At 67.5% G+C, this 18,969-nt stretch carries 18 protein-coding genes; 10 read left to right on the top strand and 8 right to left on the bottom strand.

What is annotated here, in order from left to right:
* Positions 1-167: 167 nt before the first annotated feature.
* Both ASE95_RS10565 and rnd read right to left on the bottom strand, forming a co-directional pair.
* Positions 168-464 carry an I78 family peptidase inhibitor gene (locus ASE95_RS10565; protein WP_056635372.1) on the bottom strand — a complete coding sequence of 99 codons (297 nt, stop codon included), beginning with the start codon at positions 462-464 and terminating at the stop codon, positions 168-170.
* Positions 461-1,636, bottom strand: a complete 1,176-nt coding sequence (rnd, locus tag ASE95_RS10570) for a ribonuclease D (RefSeq protein WP_056635374.1) — start codon at positions 1,634-1,636, stop codon at positions 461-463. Before rnd ends, ASE95_RS10565 begins: the two co-directional genes overlap by 4 nt.
* A 120-nt stretch (positions 1,637-1,756) precedes the next feature.
* Here rnd and aspS point away from each other — a divergent pair, with 120 nt between their 5' ends.
* Positions 1,757-3,574, top strand: a complete 1,818-nt coding sequence (aspS, locus tag ASE95_RS10575) for an aspartate--tRNA ligase (protein WP_056635378.1) — start codon at positions 1,757-1,759, stop codon at positions 3,572-3,574.
* 111 nt (positions 3,575-3,685) lie between these two features.
* Here aspS and ASE95_RS10580 read toward each other — a convergent pair whose 3' ends face one another.
* Complete coding sequence (locus ASE95_RS10580; RefSeq protein WP_056635382.1) at positions 3,686-4,315, bottom strand: carbonic anhydrase; 630 nt, start codon at positions 4,313-4,315, stop codon at positions 3,686-3,688.
* Positions 4,316-4,367: 52 nt separating this feature from the next.
* On the opposite strand from ASE95_RS10580, the gene lipA reads away from it, so the two are divergent.
* Positions 4,368-5,297 carry a lipoyl synthase gene (gene lipA, locus ASE95_RS10585; protein ID WP_056635385.1) on the top strand — a complete coding sequence of 310 codons (930 nt, stop codon included), beginning with the start codon at positions 4,368-4,370 and terminating at the stop codon, positions 5,295-5,297.
* On the top strand, positions 5,290-5,760 hold the full coding sequence (locus ASE95_RS10590) for a type II toxin-antitoxin system RatA family toxin (protein ID WP_056635387.1): 471 nt from the start codon (positions 5,290-5,292) through the stop codon (positions 5,758-5,760). The genes lipA and ASE95_RS10590 overlap by 8 nt, the downstream gene beginning before the upstream one ends.
* On the opposite strand, the gene ASE95_RS10595 is transcribed toward ASE95_RS10590, so the two are convergent.
* From ASE95_RS10595 to ASE95_RS10605, 3 genes are read right to left on the bottom strand one after another with little or no spacing between them, the layout of a single operon-like run.
* On the bottom strand, positions 5,712-6,224 hold the full coding sequence (locus ASE95_RS10595; protein WP_056635390.1) for a CinA family protein: 513 nt from the start codon (positions 6,222-6,224) through the stop codon (positions 5,712-5,714). The genes ASE95_RS10590 and ASE95_RS10595 overlap by 49 nt on opposite strands.
* Positions 6,221-6,742, bottom strand: a complete 522-nt coding sequence (locus ASE95_RS10600) for a hypothetical protein (RefSeq protein ID WP_056636241.1) — start codon at positions 6,740-6,742, stop codon at positions 6,221-6,223. The genes ASE95_RS10595 and ASE95_RS10600 overlap by 4 nt, the downstream gene beginning before the upstream one ends.
* Entirely contained in the window at positions 6,739-7,866 is a 1,128-nt protein-coding gene (locus ASE95_RS10605) for a bifunctional 2-C-methyl-D-erythritol 4-phosphate cytidylyltransferase/2-C-methyl-D-erythritol 2,4-cyclodiphosphate synthase (RefSeq protein WP_056635393.1), read from the bottom strand. Before ASE95_RS10605 ends, ASE95_RS10600 begins: the two co-directional genes overlap by 4 nt.
* 131 nt (positions 7,867-7,997) lie before the next feature.
* On the opposite strand from ASE95_RS10605, the gene dusB reads away from it, so the two are divergent.
* From dusB to hflX, 7 genes are all read left to right on the top strand, one after another.
* Positions 7,998-8,990, top strand: a complete 993-nt coding sequence (dusB, locus tag ASE95_RS10610; RefSeq protein ID WP_056635396.1) for a tRNA dihydrouridine synthase DusB — start codon at positions 7,998-8,000, stop codon at positions 8,988-8,990.
* A complete protein-coding gene (locus ASE95_RS10615; RefSeq protein WP_056635399.1) occupies positions 8,990-10,051 on the top strand; it encodes a two-component system sensor histidine kinase NtrB in 1,062 nt (353 codons plus the stop codon). Before dusB ends, ASE95_RS10615 begins: the two co-directional genes overlap by 1 nt.
* Positions 10,048-11,493 carry a nitrogen regulation protein NR(I) gene (gene ntrC / locus ASE95_RS10620; protein WP_056635402.1) on the top strand — a complete coding sequence of 482 codons (1,446 nt, stop codon included), beginning with the start codon at positions 10,048-10,050 and terminating at the stop codon, positions 11,491-11,493. Before ASE95_RS10615 ends, ntrC begins: the two co-directional genes overlap by 4 nt.
* 98 nt (positions 11,494-11,591) lie before the next feature.
* On the top strand, positions 11,592-13,829 hold the full coding sequence (locus tag ASE95_RS10625; RefSeq protein WP_056635405.1) for a sensor histidine kinase: 2,238 nt from the start codon (positions 11,592-11,594) through the stop codon (positions 13,827-13,829).
* Positions 13,830-13,833: 4 nt separating this feature from the next.
* Positions 13,834-15,204 (top strand): nitrogen assimilation response regulator NtrX, encoded by a 1,371-nt coding sequence (gene ntrX / locus ASE95_RS10630; protein WP_056635408.1) that lies wholly within the window; start codon positions 13,834-13,836, stop codon positions 15,202-15,204.
* Positions 15,205-15,740: 536 nt separating this feature from the next.
* On the top strand, positions 15,741-16,265 hold the full coding sequence (hfq, locus tag ASE95_RS10635) for an RNA chaperone Hfq (protein ID WP_056635411.1): 525 nt from the start codon (positions 15,741-15,743) through the stop codon (positions 16,263-16,265).
* 10 nt (positions 16,266-16,275) lie between these two features.
* Positions 16,276-17,568: a GTPase HflX gene (gene hflX, locus ASE95_RS10640; RefSeq protein ID WP_056635414.1), complete on the top strand. Its 1,293-nt coding sequence runs from the start codon at positions 16,276-16,278 to the stop codon at positions 17,566-17,568.
* Between the two features lie 243 nt (positions 17,569-17,811).
* On the opposite strand, the gene mazG is transcribed toward hflX, so the two are convergent.
* Complete coding sequence (mazG, locus tag ASE95_RS10645; protein ID WP_056635416.1) at positions 17,812-18,549, bottom strand: nucleoside triphosphate pyrophosphohydrolase; 738 nt, start codon at positions 18,547-18,549, stop codon at positions 17,812-17,814.
* Positions 18,550-18,653: 104 nt separating this feature from the next.
* On the bottom strand, positions 18,654-18,965 hold the full coding sequence (locus ASE95_RS10650; RefSeq protein WP_056635419.1) for a hypothetical protein: 312 nt from the start codon (positions 18,963-18,965) through the stop codon (positions 18,654-18,656).
* Positions 18,966-18,969 lie beyond the last annotated feature (4 nt).

Below are 18,969 nucleotides of genomic sequence, written 5' to 3' on the forward strand. Positions count from 1 at the left end.
GCGATGCTACCGACCTGCCACCGACCGGCTCGGCCTGGTAACGATCGTCGCCGCGACCGGCCTCGCGATCGCGATGACCCACTATCGTAGGTGGCGACCGCATCTGGAACGGCCGCGCTCACGTTCGACGACCAGGCTCCGCGTCGGCGCAGCGCCGACGCGTCGGGTCAACCGCAGCTCAGCTTCACCACATTGCCCGCCGCATCGGTTTCGATGTTCAGCCGGTCGGGACGGAAATCCATCGTCAGCATGTCGCCGGTGGCATAGCGCCGCACCGATCGCGCACCGCTCAGCCGCTGCGCCTCGGCCGCCACCTGCGCCGCCGGACGACCGACCAGCGCCTGCGCGGCGTTGGCATCGCATTGCACGCCCGGTGTAACGTTGCCTGCCACCGGCAGCGCCGGCTTTGCGCAACCTGCCGCTGTCAACAGCCCCCCGGCGACCAGCGCGACCGCGCGCTTCATGCCGCCGCCTCGGTTCGTGTCATCTTCAACCGTCCATCCTGCACAGCGAAGCCCAGGCGTCCTTCGACCAGATCGAGCGCGTCCTGCCCGAACTGGTCGAACCGCCAGCCCTGCAGGATCTGCAACCCGTCACGCTGCCCGGCGGCCAGCGCTTCCAGCTCGTCGCCGCGCGCCAGCAGCCGCGGCGCGACGTCGATGTCGCGCGCGCGGATCTTCAGCAGCAGTTTCAACAGGTCGGCGACCAGTGCGCCCTCCTTGCCCAGCCCGGGCTTGCGATCCTCGCGCGGCGGCATCTCCGCGTCGGACAGCGGTGCGGCATTGTCGATCGCCGCCAGCAACCGTGCGCCGATGTCGTTGCCCGCCCACGTCTGCGACAGGCCGCGCACCTTGGCGAGGTCGGCCTGCTTGCGGGGCGGATGGCCGGCGAGATCGGCGATCGTCTCGTCCTTCACGATCCGGCCGCGCGGCAGGTCCTTGGCCTGCGCCTCCAGCTCCCGCCACCGGGCGATCGCCTTCAACCGGCCGAGCACGTCGGCCTTGCGGCTCGATACGCGGACGCGCTTCCACGCCACGTCGGGATCGTTGGCGTAATTGGCGGGATCGGCCAGCCGCTCCATCTCCTGGTCCAGCCACGCGCCGCGCCCGGTCTTCTTCAACCGATCCAGCATTTTAGGGAAGATATTCGATAGATGCGTCACGTCGCCGATCGCATATTCGATCTGCCGCGCGTCCAGCGGGCGGCGCGCCCAGTCGGTGAAACGCGCGCCCTTGTCGACCTGGATGCCCAGCCAGCTGTCGACCAGGTTGGAATAGCCGATCTGCTCGCCTTGCCCTAGCGCCATCGCCGCCACCTGCGTGTCGAACAACGGGTGCGGGGTGCGCCCGGTCAGGTTGTAGATGATCTCGATATCCTGCCCGCCGGCATGGACCACCTTCAGCACGTCCTCATTGTCGACCAGCAGGTTCAGCAGCGGGGTCAGGTCGATGCCGGGCGCCATCGGGTCGATCGCCGCGGCCTCCTCGGTATCGGCGATCTGAATCAGGCAGAGCTCCGGGTAATAGGTGCTCTCGCGCATGAACTCGGTATCGACGGTGATGAAGGGCGCGTCGGAAAGTCGCGCGCACAGGTTGGCGAGCGTAGCGCTGTCGGTGATGAGCGGATGAACATGCATAAGTGGTCGTCCATAGCCGCGTGCGTCCGGGTTGACAAAGAGGGTTCCGAAAGGGGAGGGCGCAATCATCGCACCTTTCGTCCCGCGCCTGCGTGGGACGCCTAGTCAGAGACCATCGTCATGCACGCCTATCGCACCCACAATTGCGCCGCGCTGTCCGCCGAACAGGCCGGCGACACCGTCCGCCTGTCCGGCTGGGTGCATCGCAAGCGCGACCACGGCGGCGTGCTGTTCGTCGACCTGCGTGACCATTACGGCATCACGCAGATCGTCGCCGACAGCGACTCGCCCGCGCTGGCGATCCTCGACGGCGTGCGCGTCGAATCGGTCGTGACGATCGACGGCAGCGTGAAGCGCCGCTCCGAGGGCACCGTGAACCCGAACCTCGCGACCGGCGAGATCGAGGTCTACGCGCGCGGGGCGACCGTGCTGTCGGCGGCCGAGGAACTGCCGATGCCGGTGGCGGGCGAGCAGGATTATCCCGAGGACATCCGCCTGCGCTATCGCTTCCTCGACCTGCGCCGCGAAACGCTGCACGCCAATATCGTGCGCCGCACCAAGGTGATCTCCGACATGCGCCGCCGCATGGAGGATGTCGGCTTCACCGAATATTCGACGCCGATCCTCACCGCCTCCTCGCCGGAGGGCGCGCGCGACTTCCTGGTGCCCAGCCGCATTCATCCCGGCAAGTTCTACGCACTGCCGCAGGCGCCGCAGCAGTACAAGCAGCTGTTGATGGTCGCGGGCTTCGATCGGTATTTCCAGATCGCGCCGTGCTTCCGCGACGAGGATCCGCGCGCCGACCGGCTGCCGGGCGAATTCTACCAGCTCGACCTCGAAATGAGCTTCGTCACGCAGGAAGAAGTGTGGGAGACGATGGAGCCGGTGATCGGCGGCATCTTCGAGAAGTTCGCCGATGGTCGCACCGTGACGCCGTCGGGCGCGTTTCCGCGCATCCCGCATCACGAAGCGATGCTGAAATACGGCAGCGACAAGCCCGACCTGCGCAACCCGCTCATCATCACCGACGTGTCGTCGCATTTCACGACCTCCGGCTTCGGGCTGTTCGAGAAGATCGTCGGCTCGGGCGGCGTCGTGCGCGCGATCCCGGCACCGGGCACCGCGGAGAAGAGCCGCAAGTTCTTCGATGAGATGAACGAATGGGCGCGCGCCGAGGGGCATGCCGGGCTTGGCTATGTCACCCGCAAGGGCGGCGAGTTCGGTGGGCCGATCGCCAAGAACCACGGGGCCGAGGGGATGGAGGCGCTCTATGCCGCGCTCGGGCTGGGACCGGACGACGGCCTGTTCTTCGCCGCCGGCAAGGAGGAGCAGGCCGCCAAGCTCGCCGGGCTGGCGCGCACCCGCGTCGCCGACCAGCTCGGCCTGATCGAACAGGGTGCGTTCCGGCTGTGCTGGATCGTCGACTTCCCCTTCTACGAATATGACGAGGACGAGAAGAAGGTCGAGTTCGCGCACAATCCGTTTTCGATGCCGCAGGGCGGGATGGACGCGCTGACCGGGCAGGATCCGCTGACGATCAAGGCGTATCAATATGATCTGGTGTGCAACGGCTATGAGATCGCGTCGGGATCGATCCGCAACCAGCACCCTGATCTGATGGTCAAGGCGTTCGAGCTGGTCGGCCTGTCCAAGGCGGATGTCGAGGAGCGGTTCGGCGGCCTGTACCGCGCATTCCAATATGGCGCGCCGCCGCACGGCGGGATGGCGGCTGGCGTCGACCGGATCGTCATGCTGTTGTGCGACGCGCAGAATCTGCGCGAAATCTCGCTATTCCCGATGAACCAGCGTGCCGAGGATCTGCTGATGGGTGCGCCGTCGCCGGCCTCGGTCAAGCAATTGCGCGAACTAAGCGTGCGCGTGACGGCGGATGCGCCGAAGAAGGACGTCGGCGCGACGGTCAGCCCGCACGCCGGGTGAGGCGAGGGGAGAGGGGCGAATTCGTCCCCTCCGTCCACCGCTCGCCAAAGAAAACGGCCGCCCGCCCCAGCCATGGGGACGGGCGGCCGCGTTCATCGGAACGATCGCCGCTTACGCTGCTTCGTAACGTCCGTCTTCCTGCAGCACGTTCAGCTTGCCGTCCTTGATCGCGAAAACCGCGCCGTGCAGCGCCAGTGATCCGTCATTGAGGCGCGACTGGACGAACGGGAAGGTCTTCAGGTTCTCGATCGATACCTTCACGCCCTCCTGCTCCAGCGCCTTCTGCCCCGCCGGGCCGTCGCCATGCTCCGCGATCACCTTCTCCCGCGCGTCATCGAGCAGCTTGATCCACTCCGCGACGAACCCGCCTTCACCCGGCTTGGCATCGCGCAGCGCGCCGGACAGCGACGCCTTGACGCCGCCGCACTGGCCGTGGCCCAGCACCAGGATCTCGTCCACCTTCAGCACCGTGACCGCGAACTCCAGTGCCGCCGACACGCCGTGCAGGCCGCCGGACGGGTCGAACGGCGGCACCAGATTGGCGACGTTGCGTACCACGAACACCTCGCCGGGTACGGTGCCGAAGATCGTGGCCGGATCGACCCGGCTGTCGGAACAGGCGATCACCATGACCTTGGGCTGCTGTCCATCGGCCAGCTTGCTCCAGCTTTCGCGCTCCTCGATCCATTCGTTGCCGCGAAAGCGGTAATAGCCCTCGATCAGGTCGTGGAACTTTCTCATCCTACAAAAGCCCTTCGTTGTTTCCGGAGTGAGTAAACGCTATCTGTCGGTGATGAACGACATGACCCCGCTCCCGGCTCCCGTGCGTCAACGCAAGCCGGACTGGATCCGGGTGAAGGCACCCACCAGTGAAGGCTTCGCGGCTACCCGGGCGCTGATGCGCTCGAAAAGCCTGACCACGGTTTGCGAGGAGGCGGCATGCCCGAACATCGGGGAATGCTGGACCAAGAAGCACGCCACGGTGATGATCCTCGGCGACACCTGCACCCGCGCCTGCGCATTCTGCAACGTGAAGACGGGGATGCCGCGCGCGGTCGACGCGATGGAGCCGCAGAACGTCGCCGATGCGGCGGCGCAGATGGGTCTTGCTCATATCGTGGTCACCTCGGTCGATCGCGACGATCTGCCGGACGGCGGGGCGAAGCAGTTCGTGAAAGTCATCGAAGCAATTCGCCGTACCAATCCGAACACCACCATCGAAATCCTGACTCCCGACTTCCGTAACAAGCATGAGGCGGCGGTAGAGGCAATCGTTGCCGCACGTCCGGACGTATATAATCACAATCTGGAAACCGTGCCGCGGCTGTATCCGACGATCCGCCCTGGCGCTCGTTATTATGCGTCGCTGCGGTTGCTTGAGAGCGTCAAGAAACTCGATCCCTCGATCTTCACCAAATCCGGCGTGATGCTGGGATTGGGCGAGGAGCGGCTGGAGGTTCATCAGGTGATGGACGACATGCGGTCGGCCGACATCGATTTCCTGACGATGGGCCAGTATCTCCAGCCCACGCCTCGCCATGCGAAAGTCGCGGATTTCGTGACCCCCAAGGCGTTCGACGCCTATGCCGCGATCGGGCGGGCCAAGGGGTTCCTGCTGGTCGCCTCGTCCCCGCTGACGCGGTCGAGCTATCACGCCGGCGACGATTTCGCGAAGATGAAGGCGGCGCGCGACGCAAAACTGGCCACGCGACCGAATGCCTAAACATAGCGAGACGCGCCGGCTGCCCTACACGCCGCAGCAGATGTTCGATTTGGTCGCGGACGTGCGGCGCTATCCGGAGTTCCTGCCGTGGGTCAGCGCGATGCGCGTCCGCAAGGACGGCGAGGAAGAGACGCTGGCCGACATGATCGTCGGCTTCAAGGGCCTGCGTGAGACGTTCACGTCGAAGGTGACGAAGCACCATCCCGACACGATCCGCGTCGAATATATCGAGGGTCCGCTGAAGTATCTGAACAACGACTGGCGGTTCCGTGCCGATGGTGACGGCGGTTGCCTGGTCGACTTCTCGGTGGATTTCGCGTTCAAGAACCGGATGTTCGAGATGCTGGCCGGGCAGGTGTTCGGCGTCGCGCTGCGCCGGATGATCGGCGCGTTCGAGGAACGCGCCGCCGTCCTCTACGGCGCGTCGGGCAGCAACAATTCCAGCGCGCACAGCGCCGCCTGAAGCCGCACGCCACCACGGCCCAGATCGCCGAAGAAACGTTTGTCGGCGACCACGTCCGCCGGGTCGCCGCCACGCTCCGCGCGGGCGAACACGACGGTGCCGACCGGCTTCTTCTCGCTGCCGCCGCCCGGTCCGGCGACCCCGGTGATCGCCACCGCCACGTCCGCGCCGGATTTGATCAGCGCGCCTTGCGCCATGCTCCACGCCACCGCGATCGACACCGCGCCGAACGTGTCGAGCACGTCGCCGCTGACACTCAGCAGATGTTGCTTGGCGGAATTGGAATATGTGACGAAGCCCGCTTCCAGCACCTCGGACGATCCGGGGATCTCGGTCAGCGCAGCGGACACCAGGCCGCCGGTGCAGCTTTCCGCCACCGCGACGCGGCGGCCCAGCGCCCGATTCGCCTCCACCACGCGTCGTGCGGCGTCGACCAGTTCCGGCGGCAATGTCATGTCGCTCATGATGCGGGGCACACCGGCAGATCGGGAATGTCGGTGCGCTTGCCCTTGTTCTTCTCCGCCTTGAGATATTGCAAGGTGGCGACGACGATCCCGGCGGTGTTGCGGGGCGGCAGCGGCTCCAGCAACGTGACCAGCCGGTCCAGCGTCGGACAGTCGGCGGGCTGGATGCGTCCGCTGATCTGGGGGGCGAAGATCGAGGTGAGCATCGGACGCGCATAGTCGCTGAGCAGCAGCAATTCCACCGCGGGATCGCTGAGCTTGGCGATCGCGGTGCGTGCCGCCGGCCAGGCGCGATCGGCCTCCCGGTCGTATTTGGCAAGGAACTCACCGCTTTGCCGTCGCAGCAGGCTGGTGGCCGGCAAGCGGGCGCACACGCGCCCGGCATCGCGGATGATGTCGGGCATCGCCACCAGCGCGATCGACTCGGCATCCGATGCATTCAGGCACGCGCCCTGTGCAGCGGCGACCGGCGACGCGACCAGCGCCACGATCGTGCCAAGCGCGGCAAGCGTCCTCATGCCGGCCACGTGCGCGGCAGTTCGATGGTGGCGATCGCCTGCGCGGCGATCCCTTCACCGCGTCCGGTGAAGCCAAGTCGTTCGGTGGTGGTCGCTTTCACGCTGACCCGATCGGTCGACAGGCCCAGAAGTTCCGCGATACGCGCCTGCATCGCTGTCCGATGCGGCCCGATCTTCGGCGCTTCGCACATCAACGTCACGTCCACGAAGGTGATGCGCCCGCCGCGCTGCTCGACCAGCGATCGCGCATGGCGAAGGAATTGCCCCGATTCCGCGCCCCGCCATTGCGGGTCACTGGGCGGGAAGTGCGTGCCGATGTCACCGGCGGCGATCGTGCCGAGCACCGCATCGGTGATCGCGTGCAGCGCGACATCGGCGTCGCTGTGCCCCGACAGCCCCTGATGGTGCGGGATCAGCACGCCACCCAGCCACAATTCCTCGCCATCCTCCAGCCGGTGGACGTCGAAACCGCTGGCGGAGCGCGTCTCGGTGGCGACGCGCGCCTCCGCGGCGGCGAAATCGGCGGGGTAGGTAATTTTTTCGAGCATCGTATCGCCTTCCACCATCGCCACCGTCCTGCCCAGTGCGCGCACCATCTGCGCGTCGTCGGTGGCGACCGTTCCGTCCCATCGCGCATGTGCCTCGGCCAGTGCATGGCGACGAAACGCCTGCGGGGTCTGCACGCGGCGCAGGCGATCCCGCGCCACCGTGACACCATCGATGGCGACCAGCGTGTCGGCGACCGGCAGCACCGGGATCGCGCCTTCGGCGGTGTCCAGCGCCGCCAGCAGCCGATCGATCACCGCCGCCGATACGAACGGCCGCGCCGCGTCGTGCACCAGCACGCGCGTCGCCTCGCCCAGCGCGGCCAACCCCGCCGCGACGCTGTCGTGCCGCTCGGCCCCGCCGATCACCCATTCGGCACCCGGCAGCGCTGCATGCAGCAGCGGCTCCTGACCGGGCGCGATCGCCACGACCACGCGGTCGATCGCGGGATGCCCCGACAGCGCGTCATGGCTCCACGCCAGCATCGCGCGGCCGGCGAGCGGGGCGAATTGCTTGGGAAGAACGCTGCCGCTGCGGGAGCCGGTACCGGCGGCGACGATGAGGGCGACCGTGGTCATGCGTTGCGCCCTAGAGCAGGTTGCGGCCCGAGGAAATGGCTTCGCCGCGCGCGGAAGCGCTCAGCCGCAACCTTGCCAGCACGGCCCCTATCGGGTATCTGCCTATTTTTAAGGCAGTACCGGCACCCCTTATGCTTCGACCCATCCAGATCGGCGATGTGCGGATCGACGAGCCTGTCGTGCTTGCGCCGATGACCGGCGTGACCGACCAGCCGTTCCGCACGCTCGTCCGTCGCTACGGTTCGGGGCTGAACGTCACCGAAATGATCGCCAGCCAGGCGGCGATCCGCGAGACGCGGCAGTCGATCCAGAAGGCGGCCTGGCACCTGTCGGAGGAACCGGTGTCGATGCAGCTGGTCGGCTGCACTCCCTACGAGATGGCAGAGGCGGCGAAGCTGGCGCGGGACAAGGGCGCGGCGATCATCGACATCAACATGGGCTGCCCGGTACGCAAGGTGACCAATGGCGACGCCGGATCGGCGCTGATGCGCGACCTGAAGCTGGCGACGCAGCTGATCGAGGCGATCGTCGCGGCGGTTGACGCACCGGTGACGCTGAAGATGCGGATGGGTTGGTGCCACGACAGCCTGAACGCCCCCGAACTGGCGCGGATCGCGGAGGATCTGGGCGTGAAGATGGTGACAGTCCACGGTCGCACCCGCAACCAGATGTACAAGGGCGTGGCCGACTGGCGCTTTATCCGCAGCGTCAAGAATGCGGTGTCGATCCCGGTGATCGCCAACGGCGACATCTGCTCGGTCGAGGATGCGGCGGAGGCGCTGGAGCAATCGGGCGCGGACGGCGTGATGATCGGGCGCGGCGCCTATGGCCGGCCATGGGTGCTGGCGCAGGTCATGCACTGGCTGCGCACCGGCGAGCGATTGCCCGATCCTTCGCTGGACGAGCAATATCGCGTCATCGCCGAACATTACGATGCGATGCTGACGCACTACGGCACCTTCACCGGCGTCAACATGGCTCGCAAGCATATCGGCTGGTATACCAAGGGGCTGAACGGCTCGGCGGAGTTTCGCAACCGTGTCAATCAGGAACCGGACGCCGATCGCGTCAAGGCGATGCTGGCGGAATTCTACGCTCCCTACCGGTTGAGCGACGCGGCGTGATGCTGGCGACTCGCGGCCCGGATGCGGCGGAACTGCTCGCCGCGCTGCCGGTCGCGGTGCTGGTGGTCGATGCCGCGGACCGGATCGCGCGGGTGAATGCCGAGTGCGAGACGCTGCTGAACCTGTCCGAACGCGCGATGCTGGGCCAGCCGCTGACCGCGATCGTGTCGTTCCCCGATGCCGACGCGCGCCGCGACGCGCATGCCTTCGCGATCTACGACGCGGCGATCCAGACGGTGCGCGGCCTGCAATTGCGCGTCGACCTGGTGGAGGCGGCGGTGGTCGACCATCCCGGCTGGCGAACGATCACGCTTCACCATGCCGGCGCGTCGCGGCGGCTGGGCGTTTCGACCGACCGGGCGGCTGCGGCGCGATCGGCGGTGGGCGCGGCGGCGATGCTGGCGCATGAGATCAAGAATCCGCTGTCCAGCATTCGCGGCGCGGCGCAGTTGATCGCGGACGGCGTCGATGTCGCCGGGCTGACCCAGTTGATGATCGCCGAGGTCGATCGCGTCGCGGCGCTGATCGACCATATGGAGGATTTCACCGACACGCGGCCGCGCGAGGTGGCGGCGATGAACATCTACCCGTTGCTGGCCCATGCCCGCGGAGTCGCGCTGGCGGGGTTCGCGCGCGGCGTCGTGATCGAGGAGCGATACGATCCGTCGCTGCCGCAGGCGTTGGGGAACAGCGACGCGTTGTTGCAGGTGATCGTCAATCTGCTCAAGAATGCTGCGGCGGCGCTGGGCGAGCGTGGCGAACGGCGGATCACGCTGGCCACCGCCTACCGTCACGGCGTGACGGTCGCCGCCGGCAAGGGGCGCGGACGTACGCCGTTGCCGATCGAGATCTGCGTGATCGACAGCGGGCCGGGTGCACCCGCCGACATCGCCGACCATTTGTTCGATCCGTTCGTGTCCGGGCGGCCGGAGGGCAAGGGGCTCGGGCTGGCGCTGGTCGACAAGCTGGTGCGCGATATGGGCGGGATCGTGCAATATTCGCGAGAGGGCATTCCGCACGAAACGGTGTTCCGCATCCTCCTGCCGCGGGCCGTGGCATGACGCGCGTCCTGCTGGTCGATGACGACGATGCGATCCGTACCGTCGTGGCGCACGCGCTGCGTCGCGCCGGCCATGAGGTGCGCACCGCCGCGACATTGGCCGAACTCGGGCGGGAACTGGCAAGCCATCCTCCCGACGTGTTGCTGACCGACGTGGTGTTGCCCGACGGCGACGGGATCGATCACGTCGCGCGGGTGCTGGCGACACGCCCCGACTTGCCGGTGATCGTGCTGTCGGCGCGCAACACGTTGACCACCGCGGTGCGCGCGACGGAGGCGGGCGCCTATGACTACCTGCCCAAGCCGTTCGACCTCGACACGCTGACCCGCACCGTTGCGGCGGCGCTGGCGCGGCGCGGCGGCGCCGCCGATGAAGCGCAGGTGGCGGATGACGATCCCTCGCTGCCGCTGATTGGGCGTTCGCCGGCGATGCAGGACGTATACCGGGTGATCGCGCGGGTCGTCTCGAACGACCTGACCGTGCTGGTGTCGGGCGAATCGGGCACCGGCAAGGAACTGGTGGCGCGCGCGATCCACGATCTGGGCGCGCGCCGCGCCGCGCCGTTCGTGCCGATCAACATGGCCGCGATCCCGCGTGACCTGATCGAGGCGGAATTGTTCGGCCACGAACGCGGCGCGTTCACCGGCGCGGCGCAGCGTACCGCCGGACGGTTCGAGCAGGCGGCGGGCGGCACGCTGTTCCTCGACGAGATCGGCGACATGCCGATCGAGGCGCAGACCCGGCTGTTGCGCGTGCTGCAATCTGGCGAGTTCACGACCGTCGGCGGCGCGCGTACGATCCGCGCCGACGTCCGGATCGTCGCGGCCACCAACCGCGATCTGCGGCAGGCAGTGGCCGGGGGGCAGTTCCGAGAGGACCTCTATTACCGGCTCGACGTCGTGCCCATCGCCTTGCCGCCTCTGCGCGAACGGCGCGGCGATGTCGCGGAACTGGCGCGGCACTTCCTCGATCGCGCCGTGACCGAGGGGCTGCCGCGCAAGACGCTGGAGGGCGAGGCGGTGGCGGTGCTGGAGGCGCACGACTGGCCCGGCAACGTGCGTGAACTGGAGAACCTGATGCGCCGGCTCGCCGCCCTGTCGCGCGACGACCGGATCGGTGCGGGCGAATTGCGCGCGACGATCGGGCGCGGCAATGGCGACGCCGTGGACGCCGCGCCCGATCCGGGCATCGAGGCGGCGGTGCGCGCGATGATCGAGCGGCTGGCACGGCAGGAACCGCGCGCGCTGGACGATGGGTCGCTCTACGCCCGCATCATCGGCGAGGTGGAACGCCCGCTGATCGAGGCGATGCTGGCACGGCACGGCGGTAACCAGCTGCGTGCCGCGCGCGCGATCGGACTGAACCGCAACACGCTGCGCAAGCGGCTCGATATGCTCGGCATCGATGTCGGCGTGCGTGGTGGCGGGATGATCGACGCCTGACCGCGGCGCCATGGCGCGGGACACGCCGTGGCTTGATCGCGATCACGTGCGTTAAATATGTGTTTTCCATGCAACACTGATGTTGTAGCAACAGGGGGATGTTCGCAGGAGTGACTTCTTCCTCCTCTTCCCCGACCGGTGCGGGGCGCCGCGTCGGCGTGACGCCCGCGATCGAGCTGATGGTGCTGGCCGCCGCTGTGGCGGTGGCGGTCGCCAGCTATTTCGCCTTACGTGGGGAGGGGGATCCAGGTCGGTTGATCCAGCCGCCACTGGTCGCCTCGCTGCTGGTCGCCAATATCGTCACCGGGATCGCGTTGATGATGCTGCTCGGCCGGCGGATCGCGATCAGCCGCGCCGCGCGTTCGCCGGTCGGGGTCGGTGGACGGCTGCACGTGCGGCTGGTGCTGTTGTTCTCGCTGGTCGCCGCCGTGCCGGCATTGCTGGTGACGATCTTCGCCTCGCTGCTGTTCCAGTACGGCGTGCAATTCTGGTATTCGGACCGTGCACGCGGCATGTTCGAGAACGCCGCTTCGATCGCGCAGGAAAGCTATCGCAAGGAACTGGACCGCGTATCGAGTGAGACGGTGACCATGTCGGGTGATCTGGCGGGGTACCTGCGCGACAATGCGATCGACAGCAAGCGCTTCACCGAGGGGCTGTTCTACCAATTGTACCTGCGCAACCTGTCTGAGGCGCTGGTGGTGCAGCGTGGGAAGGACGGCGAGCTGCGCACGCTGGCGCTGGTCAATCCCTACGACCGGCCGCTCGACCGCAACGTCACCCCCGCGATGACCGCCAAGCTGGACGCGGGCGCGCGCACCGTGGTGATCCCGGCGTCCGACCGCGTGGGCGCGCTGACCCCGCTCGACTACGAACCCGGCACCTATCTCTATTCGGCGCGCGTGTTCGACCAGCAGCTGGAGGCGCAGATGAACCGCGGCAGCGCGGTGCTGGCCGATTACCGGCAGCTGATTGCCCGCGCCCGCTCGCTGCAATTGCGCTTCAACGCCGCGCTCCTGATCGTGTCGCTGCTGATCGTCGGGGTCGCGGTGTGGATCGCGTTGACCGTCGCCGATCGTCTCGTCCGCCCGGTCGGCGAGCTTGTCGATGCCGCCCGCCGTGTCGAGGGGGGGGACTTGTCGGCGCGCGTCACCGAAACGCGCGAACGTGACGAGATCGGCACCTTGTCCAACGCCTTCAACAGCATGACCGCGCGGCTGGTGGCGCAGAATACCGCGCTCACCACCGCTAACGCGCAACTCGACAGCCGCCGCGCGTTGATCGAGGCGGTGATGTCGGGCGTGTCGGCCGGCGTGATCTCCATCGACGCCACCGACCGCACCATCCGCCTCATCAACAGCTCGGCGCAGGTGCTGATGGGGCTGGCCGAGCCGCCGGTCGGGCGCAAGCTGCACGACGTCGCGCCCGAACTCGATGCGCTGCTCGACCAGTCGGGGCGCGAAGCGGCGGTGCAGCTGAACGTGCAAGGTGAAATGCGGACGTTCGCGGCCCGGATCGCGCGTGACGGCAGCGGCCCGATCATCACCTTCGACGACATCACGCAGCAGCTGACCGATCAGCGCCGCGCGGCATGGGCGGATGTCGCACGCCGTATCGCGCACGAAATCAAGAACCCGCTGACCCCGATCCAGCTCGCCGCCGAACGCCTGCAACGCCGTTACGGCAGCAAGATCGAGGCGGGCGACACCACGTTCGCGCGGCTGACCGACACGATCGTGCGGCAGGTGGGCGACCTGCGGCGGATGGTCGACGAATTCTCCTCGTTCGCGCGGATGCCCAAGCCGGTGTTCCGCGACGAATCGCTGGTCGACATCGCGCGGCAGACCATGTTCCTCCACGAAGTCGCGCATCCCGGCATCCGCTTCGCGCTGGAACACGCCGATCCCGCCCCCTCGCTGGTTTGCGATCGCCGTCAGTTGGGCCAGGCCTTGACCAACATCGTCAAGAACGCGGTCGAGGCGGTCGAGGAGGCCGACGCGAGCGAGGGCAGCATCACCATGACGTTGGCCGACGTCGACGACCGCGTGACGATCGCGGTCAGCGACACCGGCATCGGCCTGCCGCTGGAGCGCGACCGCATCGTCGAGCCGTATATGACCACCCGCGCCCGTGGTACGGGGCTGGGCCTCGCGATCGTCAAGAAGATCGTCGAGGAGCATTTCGGCACCATGACCTTCGCCGATCGGCCCGGCGGCGGCACGATCGTCACCCTGTCGTTCGATACCGGCCCGCTCGCCGCGCTGGTCACCGACGACGATCATCCTTCCCACGACGACGGTCGCATGATCGCCGCGTTGACCAGAAACCGGATCTGAACCCATGGCGCTCGACATCCTCGTCGTCGATGACGAACTCGACATCCGCGAACTCGTGGCCGGCGTGCTGGAGGACGAGGGTTATGGCACCCGCACCGCTGGCGACAGCGGCGCCGCGCTGGAGGCGATCGCCGTCCGGCGGCCCAGCCTCGTCCTGCTCGACGTCTGGCTGCAAGGCTCGCGGCTCGACGGTTTGGAACTGCTGGAGGAGATCAAGCGTCGCGATCCGTCGATCCCGGTGCTGGTGATCTCGGGCCACGGCACGCTCGACACCGCGGTCGCCGCGATCCGCAAGGGCGCGGCCGACTTCATCGAAAAGCCGTTCCAGGCCGAACGCCTGTTGCTGATGGTCGAACGCGCGACCGAGACCGAGCGGCTGCGCGCCGAGGTGAAGTCGCTGCGCGCCGCCAGCGGGCGCGGCACCGACCTGACCGGCAGTTCCACGGCCGTGAACGCGGTGCGCGCTACCCTGAAGCGCGTGGCGGCGACGGGCAGCCGGGTGCTCATCATGGGGCCGGCGGGGGTCGGCAAGGAGGTCGCGGCACGCCTGCTCCATGGCTGGAGCCAGCGCGCCCACGCCAATTTCGCGATCGCCAGCACCGCGGGGATGAACCCGGAGCGGATCGAGGAGGAATTGTTCGGCGTGGAGGAGGGCGGTGACCTCGTCCGTACCGGACTGCTCGAACAGGCGCATGGCGGCACGCTGTTTCTCGACGAGATCGCGGACATGCCGCCGGCCACGCAGGCCCGCATCCTGCGCGTGTTGACCGATCAGAGCTTCACGCGCGTCGGCGGCACGCGGGTGGTCAAGGTCGATGTCCGCGTCGTTTCCGCCACCGCGCGCGACCTGAGCACCGAAATCGCCGAAGGCCGGTTCCGCGAGGACCTCTACTATCGGCTCAACGTCGTGCCGGTGACGATCCCGCCGCTCGCCGAGCGACGCGAGGACATTCCGGCGCTGGTCGAGCATTTCGTCGCGCATTATGCCGCCGAACGCCGCGTACCGCCGCCGGAAATCGCCACCGATGCGCTGGTAGCGCTGCAATCCTACGAATGGCCGGGCAACGTCCGCGAATTGCGCAACGTGGTGGAGCGTACCATCATCCTGACCCCGGGCGACCGGATCGGGCGCATCGATCTCGATCTGCTGCCAGCTGAAGTGCTTGGTACGCAGGATGCCGGGACCGCCGGCAGCGCGATCATGGGTGCGCCGCTCCGCGAGGCGCGCGAGACGTTCGAGCGCGAGTATCTGCGCGTGCAGATCCGCCGCTTCTCCGGCAACATCTCACGCACCGCCAGCTTCATCGGGATGGAACGCTCCGCCCTGCATCGCAAGCTGAAGCTGCTCGGGATCACCGAGACGCGCGAGGAATAGCTGAAGGGGCGCGGTCGGCCCCGTATCGACACCGTCATTGCGAGCGTAGCCAAGCAATCCAGTGCCGGACCACAACGCCGTGGCCGTTCGCGCGACGCTCCGATCTGCGTCATAACGAACGCGATCCCGGGCACCATCATTTGCCGCCCGTGGCGAAAGCGGGATCGCGGGCCGGGTTCCGCGTACGGTCCAACTCCGCTCCGTCCGGAGCGAGGGAAGTCGCGCCGTCAGCCGCTATGCTGTCCTACATTCCCGCCGCCGGTTACCGTCGCGCCCATGCCCGACCATCAGCCAACCCCGCGTACCGCGCTGCTCCGCACAGGGAGACGGGCAGGGCGTCGGCAGCCCCGACGTGGTGTGAGGTTTGTCAACTTCCGCGCCGTCGCCGGACGAATCGGCGCTTCTGCGACGCCGTCATCTGGACGCCGGCCCTGCGGAACCCTAACTTGGCTCGGTCGCTTCCATGCGGCGCAACCGACGCCGGCAACGGCGCGCCTCGCGGGGAACCTCCCGCCAAGAACAAGGACACGTAATTCATGGCCGACAAGCAGACGTCGCTTCAGGATCTGTTCCTCAATGCGCTCCGCAAGTCCAAGACGCCCGTCACCATGTTCCTCGTCAAGGGGGTCAAGCTCCAGGGCATCGTTACCTGGTTCGACAATTTTTCGGTGCTGCTCCGTCGCGACGGCCAATCGCAGCTGATCTACAAGCATGCCATTTCGACGATCATGCCCGCCGGGCCGGTCGATGTCTCGGGAATCGTCGGGCAGATGGCCGATAGCACCCGCAAGCAGCCGTTGTTGCAGGACATTTTTCTGACGGCGGTGCGCAAGTCCGAAGATCCCGTGACGATGTTCCTCGTCAACGGGGTCATGTTGCAGGGTGCGATCGCCGGGTTCGACCTGTTCTGTATGCTGCTCCAGCGCGATGGCATGGCGCAGCTGGTCTACAAGCATGCGGTATCGACGATCCAGCCATCGCGGCCGCTGAACCTGTCCGGCGATCAGGACGAGGACGAAGATGACGACCATGACGCCGACGATGACGGCGGGGAGGAGTGAGACGGCCAGCATGAGCACCGGTTTCGATCGCGACCGCGACGAATTCACCCGCGGCGCGCGGGCGATCGTCGTCTATCCCGACCTCGGCGGATCGTCGCGCGACGCCGATGCCCGGCTGGAGGAAACCGCCGGTCTGGCTGGCGCGATCGGCGTGGTCGTCGTCGACCGGGTGGCGTTGCGCGTCCGCACGCCACGCGCCGCGACGCTGATCGGCTCGGGCCAGATCGAGGAGCTCGCCGCGCGTGCACGGATGGAGGATGCCGGGCTGGTCGTCTTCGACGGCAATCTGACGCCGATCCAGCAACGCAATCTGGAAACCGCGCTTGAGGCCAAGGTGATCGATCGCACCGGGCTGATCCTGGAGATCTTCGGTGAACGCGCCGCGACCGCCGAGGGGCGCTTGCAGGTCGAACTCGCCCACCTCGATTATCAGTCCGGCCGGCTGGTGCGCAGCTGGACCCACCTCGAACGCCAGCGCGGCGGCTTCGGCTTCCTCGGCGGTCCCGGCGAGACGCAGATCGAAGCCGACCGCCGCTTGATCCGCGACCGGATGGCGCGGTTGCGGCGCGAACTCGAACAGGTCACCCGGACGCGCGGCCTTCATCGCGAGCGGCGGCAACGTGCGCCATGGCCGGTCATTGCGCTGGTCGGCTATACCAATGCCGGAAAGTCGACGCTGTTCAACCGCCTGACCGGTGCGCACGTGATGGCGGAGGATCTGTTGTTCGCCACGCTCGATCCCACGTTGCGCCAGATCAGCCTGCCGGGGATCGACAAGGCGATCCTGTCGGACACGGTGGGCTTCGTCTCAGAACTGCCGACGCAGTTGGTCGCGGCGTTCAAGGCGACGCTGGAGGAAGTCGTGTCGGCCGACCTGCTGGTGCACGTTCGCGATGTGGCACATCCCGACAGCGCGGCGCAGAAGGCCGACGTCGAGGCGGTGCTGGCAGAGGTCGGCGTGACCGATGAGACGCCGGTGATCGAGGCGTGGAACAAGCTCGACCTGATCGGGGGCGACACGCGCGAAGATCTGCTGGCGGAGGCGCAGCGCCGCGATGACGTGGTGGCGATCTCCGCATTGACCGGGGAGGGCGTCGAGGCGCTGGTGCGGCAGGTCGCCGAACTGCTGACGCAGGGGCATCAGCGATATGCGCTATCGCTCGATGCCGGCGACGGTGCCGCCGCGGCGTGGCTCCACGCGCATGGGGAGGTATTGGACAGCCATGTCGAGGATGCGAAGGTGGTCTATCACGTGCGGATGTCCCCGGCCGATCATGAGCGGTTCCTGACGCGCGAGCACTAGAAGCGTTCGACGCCCGACGGGATCGCCAACAAGGGCCGTCAACGCTTCGCGACGCACGGGATGGCGGGTGGATGGTACCATCCGCCGGTCGTGCTAATGCGCTTGGTCCGAACGGATGGGTATCTTCACGGGCGTGCAGTCCGAATCCCGTGAGGCGGTCCCGATCGGGCGGGCGGGCCTAAGACCTTGTTTGGGGTCGAGAATGTGACACCTTCATCCTCGTCGTGCCGCCCGCGACGATGGTTATTCCGCCGCCTTGGCCCGCACCCAGAGTGCTTCCTTCTCGTCCAGCGACAGCGCGGGGAAGGAAGCGCCCGCCTCCTTCTCCATCGCCGCGAACCGACGCTCGAACTTCGCGTTCGCGGCCCGCAACGCCGCTTCCGGATCGACGCCGTGGTGTCGCGCCCAATTCACCGTCGTGAACAGCAGGTCGCCGATCTCCTCGGCCACATCTTCGGGGGTCGTGGCGCCCTCGACTTCGGCCAGCTCCTCGTCGATCTTGGCGCGTGGCCCCGCAGCGTCGGGCCAGTCGAACCCGACCCGCGCCGCGCGCTTCTGTAGCTTTTCGGCTCGCAGCAACGCCGGCAGCCCGGTCGCGACCCCGCTCAACGCGCCGGTCGCGCCCTTGGTCACGCGCTCGGCAGCCTTTACCTCTTCCCAGCGATGGTGCCCGCCCTCGGCCTCGTCGCCGAAAATGTGCGGATGGCGGCGCTCCATCTTGTCGCTGATCGCCGCCACGACGTCGCCGAACCCGAACACGCCCTGTTCCTCGGCGATGCGGCTGTGGAACACGACCTGAAGCAGAAGGTCACCGAGTTCATCCTTCAACTCGGACAGGTTGCTGCGTTCGATCGCGTCGGCGACCTCGTAGGCTTCCTCGATCGTATAGGGCGCGATCGTCGCAAAGGTCTGTGCACGGTCCCATTCGCAGCCGTCCGGCCCGCGCAGGCGCGCCATGATGGCGATCAGCCGTTCGATCATCGCTGTTCTCCGTAGCCGGCTGCCGATCGCGGCCACCCGCGCCCGCTGGTGACGGTGGAAGGCCGTCGGCGCAAGCACGCGCGCTGACGGTCGTCGTCCAGCGCCTAACGCTTGCCCCGCCAGCGTAGCGACCGGTCGTTCAGCGCCGCAAGGTCCGTGGTGCCGGCCGCGACCTCTTCGCCCAGCGCGATCGCCGCCGCCAGCACGGCATCGGGTGCGTGAACATAAGCGGGGCGGCCGTCGATATGGTCATACCATCGCCCGCCGCACGCATGGTCGAGCAGGATGCGCTGGAAACAATGGTCTGCCCGCACCGGCCAGCCACGCGGGGCTGCCAGTGCAGGCAGTGTCTCCCGGGTAAGCGCGAGCCAGTAGCGTTCACGCCCGGCACGTGGCGTCTGACCACTGGCGGACATGACG

Source organism: Sphingomonas sp. Leaf231 (genome assembly GCF_001421995.1).
Classification (GTDB): Bacteria; Pseudomonadota; Alphaproteobacteria; order Sphingomonadales; family Sphingomonadaceae; genus Sphingomonas.

Bases quoted from the DNA above. Each gene is read 5' to 3' on its own strand.
- ASE95_RS10565 (WP_056635372.1), bottom strand. From the start codon at position 464: ATGAAGCGCGCGGTCGCGCTGGTCGCCGGGGGGCTGTTGACAGCGGCA.
- rnd (WP_056635374.1), bottom strand. From the start codon at position 1,636: ATGCATGTTCATCCGCTCATCACCGACAGCGCTACGCTCGCCAACCTG.
- aspS (WP_056635378.1), top strand. From the start codon at position 1,757: ATGCACGCCTATCGCACCCACAATTGCGCCGCGCTGTCCGCCGAACAG.
- ASE95_RS10580 (WP_056635382.1), bottom strand. From the start codon at position 4,315: ATGAGAAAGTTCCACGACCTGATCGAGGGCTATTACCGCTTTCGCGGC.
- lipA (WP_056635385.1), top strand. From the start codon at position 4,368: ATGAACGACATGACCCCGCTCCCGGCTCCCGTGCGTCAACGCAAGCCG.
- ASE95_RS10590 (WP_056635387.1), top strand. From the start codon at position 5,290: ATGCCTAAACATAGCGAGACGCGCCGGCTGCCCTACACGCCGCAGCAG.
- ASE95_RS10595 (WP_056635390.1), bottom strand. From the start codon at position 6,224: ATGAGCGACATGACATTGCCGCCGGAACTGGTCGACGCCGCACGACGC.
- ASE95_RS10600 (WP_056636241.1), bottom strand. From the start codon at position 6,742: ATGAGGACGCTTGCCGCGCTTGGCACGATCGTGGCGCTGGTCGCGTCG.
- ASE95_RS10605 (WP_056635393.1), bottom strand. From the start codon at position 7,866: ATGACCACGGTCGCCCTCATCGTCGCCGCCGGTACCGGCTCCCGCAGC.
- dusB (WP_056635396.1), top strand. From the start codon at position 7,998: ATGCTTCGACCCATCCAGATCGGCGATGTGCGGATCGACGAGCCTGTC.
- ASE95_RS10615 (WP_056635399.1), top strand. From the start codon at position 8,990: ATGCTGGCGACTCGCGGCCCGGATGCGGCGGAACTGCTCGCCGCGCTG.
- ntrC (WP_056635402.1), top strand. From the start codon at position 10,048: ATGACGCGCGTCCTGCTGGTCGATGACGACGATGCGATCCGTACCGTC.
- ASE95_RS10625 (WP_056635405.1), top strand. From the start codon at position 11,592: ATGTTCGCAGGAGTGACTTCTTCCTCCTCTTCCCCGACCGGTGCGGGG.
- ntrX (WP_056635408.1), top strand. From the start codon at position 13,834: ATGGCGCTCGACATCCTCGTCGTCGATGACGAACTCGACATCCGCGAA.
- hfq (WP_056635411.1), top strand. From the start codon at position 15,741: ATGGCCGACAAGCAGACGTCGCTTCAGGATCTGTTCCTCAATGCGCTC.
- hflX (WP_056635414.1), top strand. From the start codon at position 16,276: ATGAGCACCGGTTTCGATCGCGACCGCGACGAATTCACCCGCGGCGCG.
- mazG (WP_056635416.1), bottom strand. From the start codon at position 18,549: ATGATCGAACGGCTGATCGCCATCATGGCGCGCCTGCGCGGGCCGGAC.
- ASE95_RS10650 (WP_056635419.1), bottom strand. From the start codon at position 18,965: ATGTCCGCCAGTGGTCAGACGCCACGTGCCGGGCGTGAACGCTACTGG.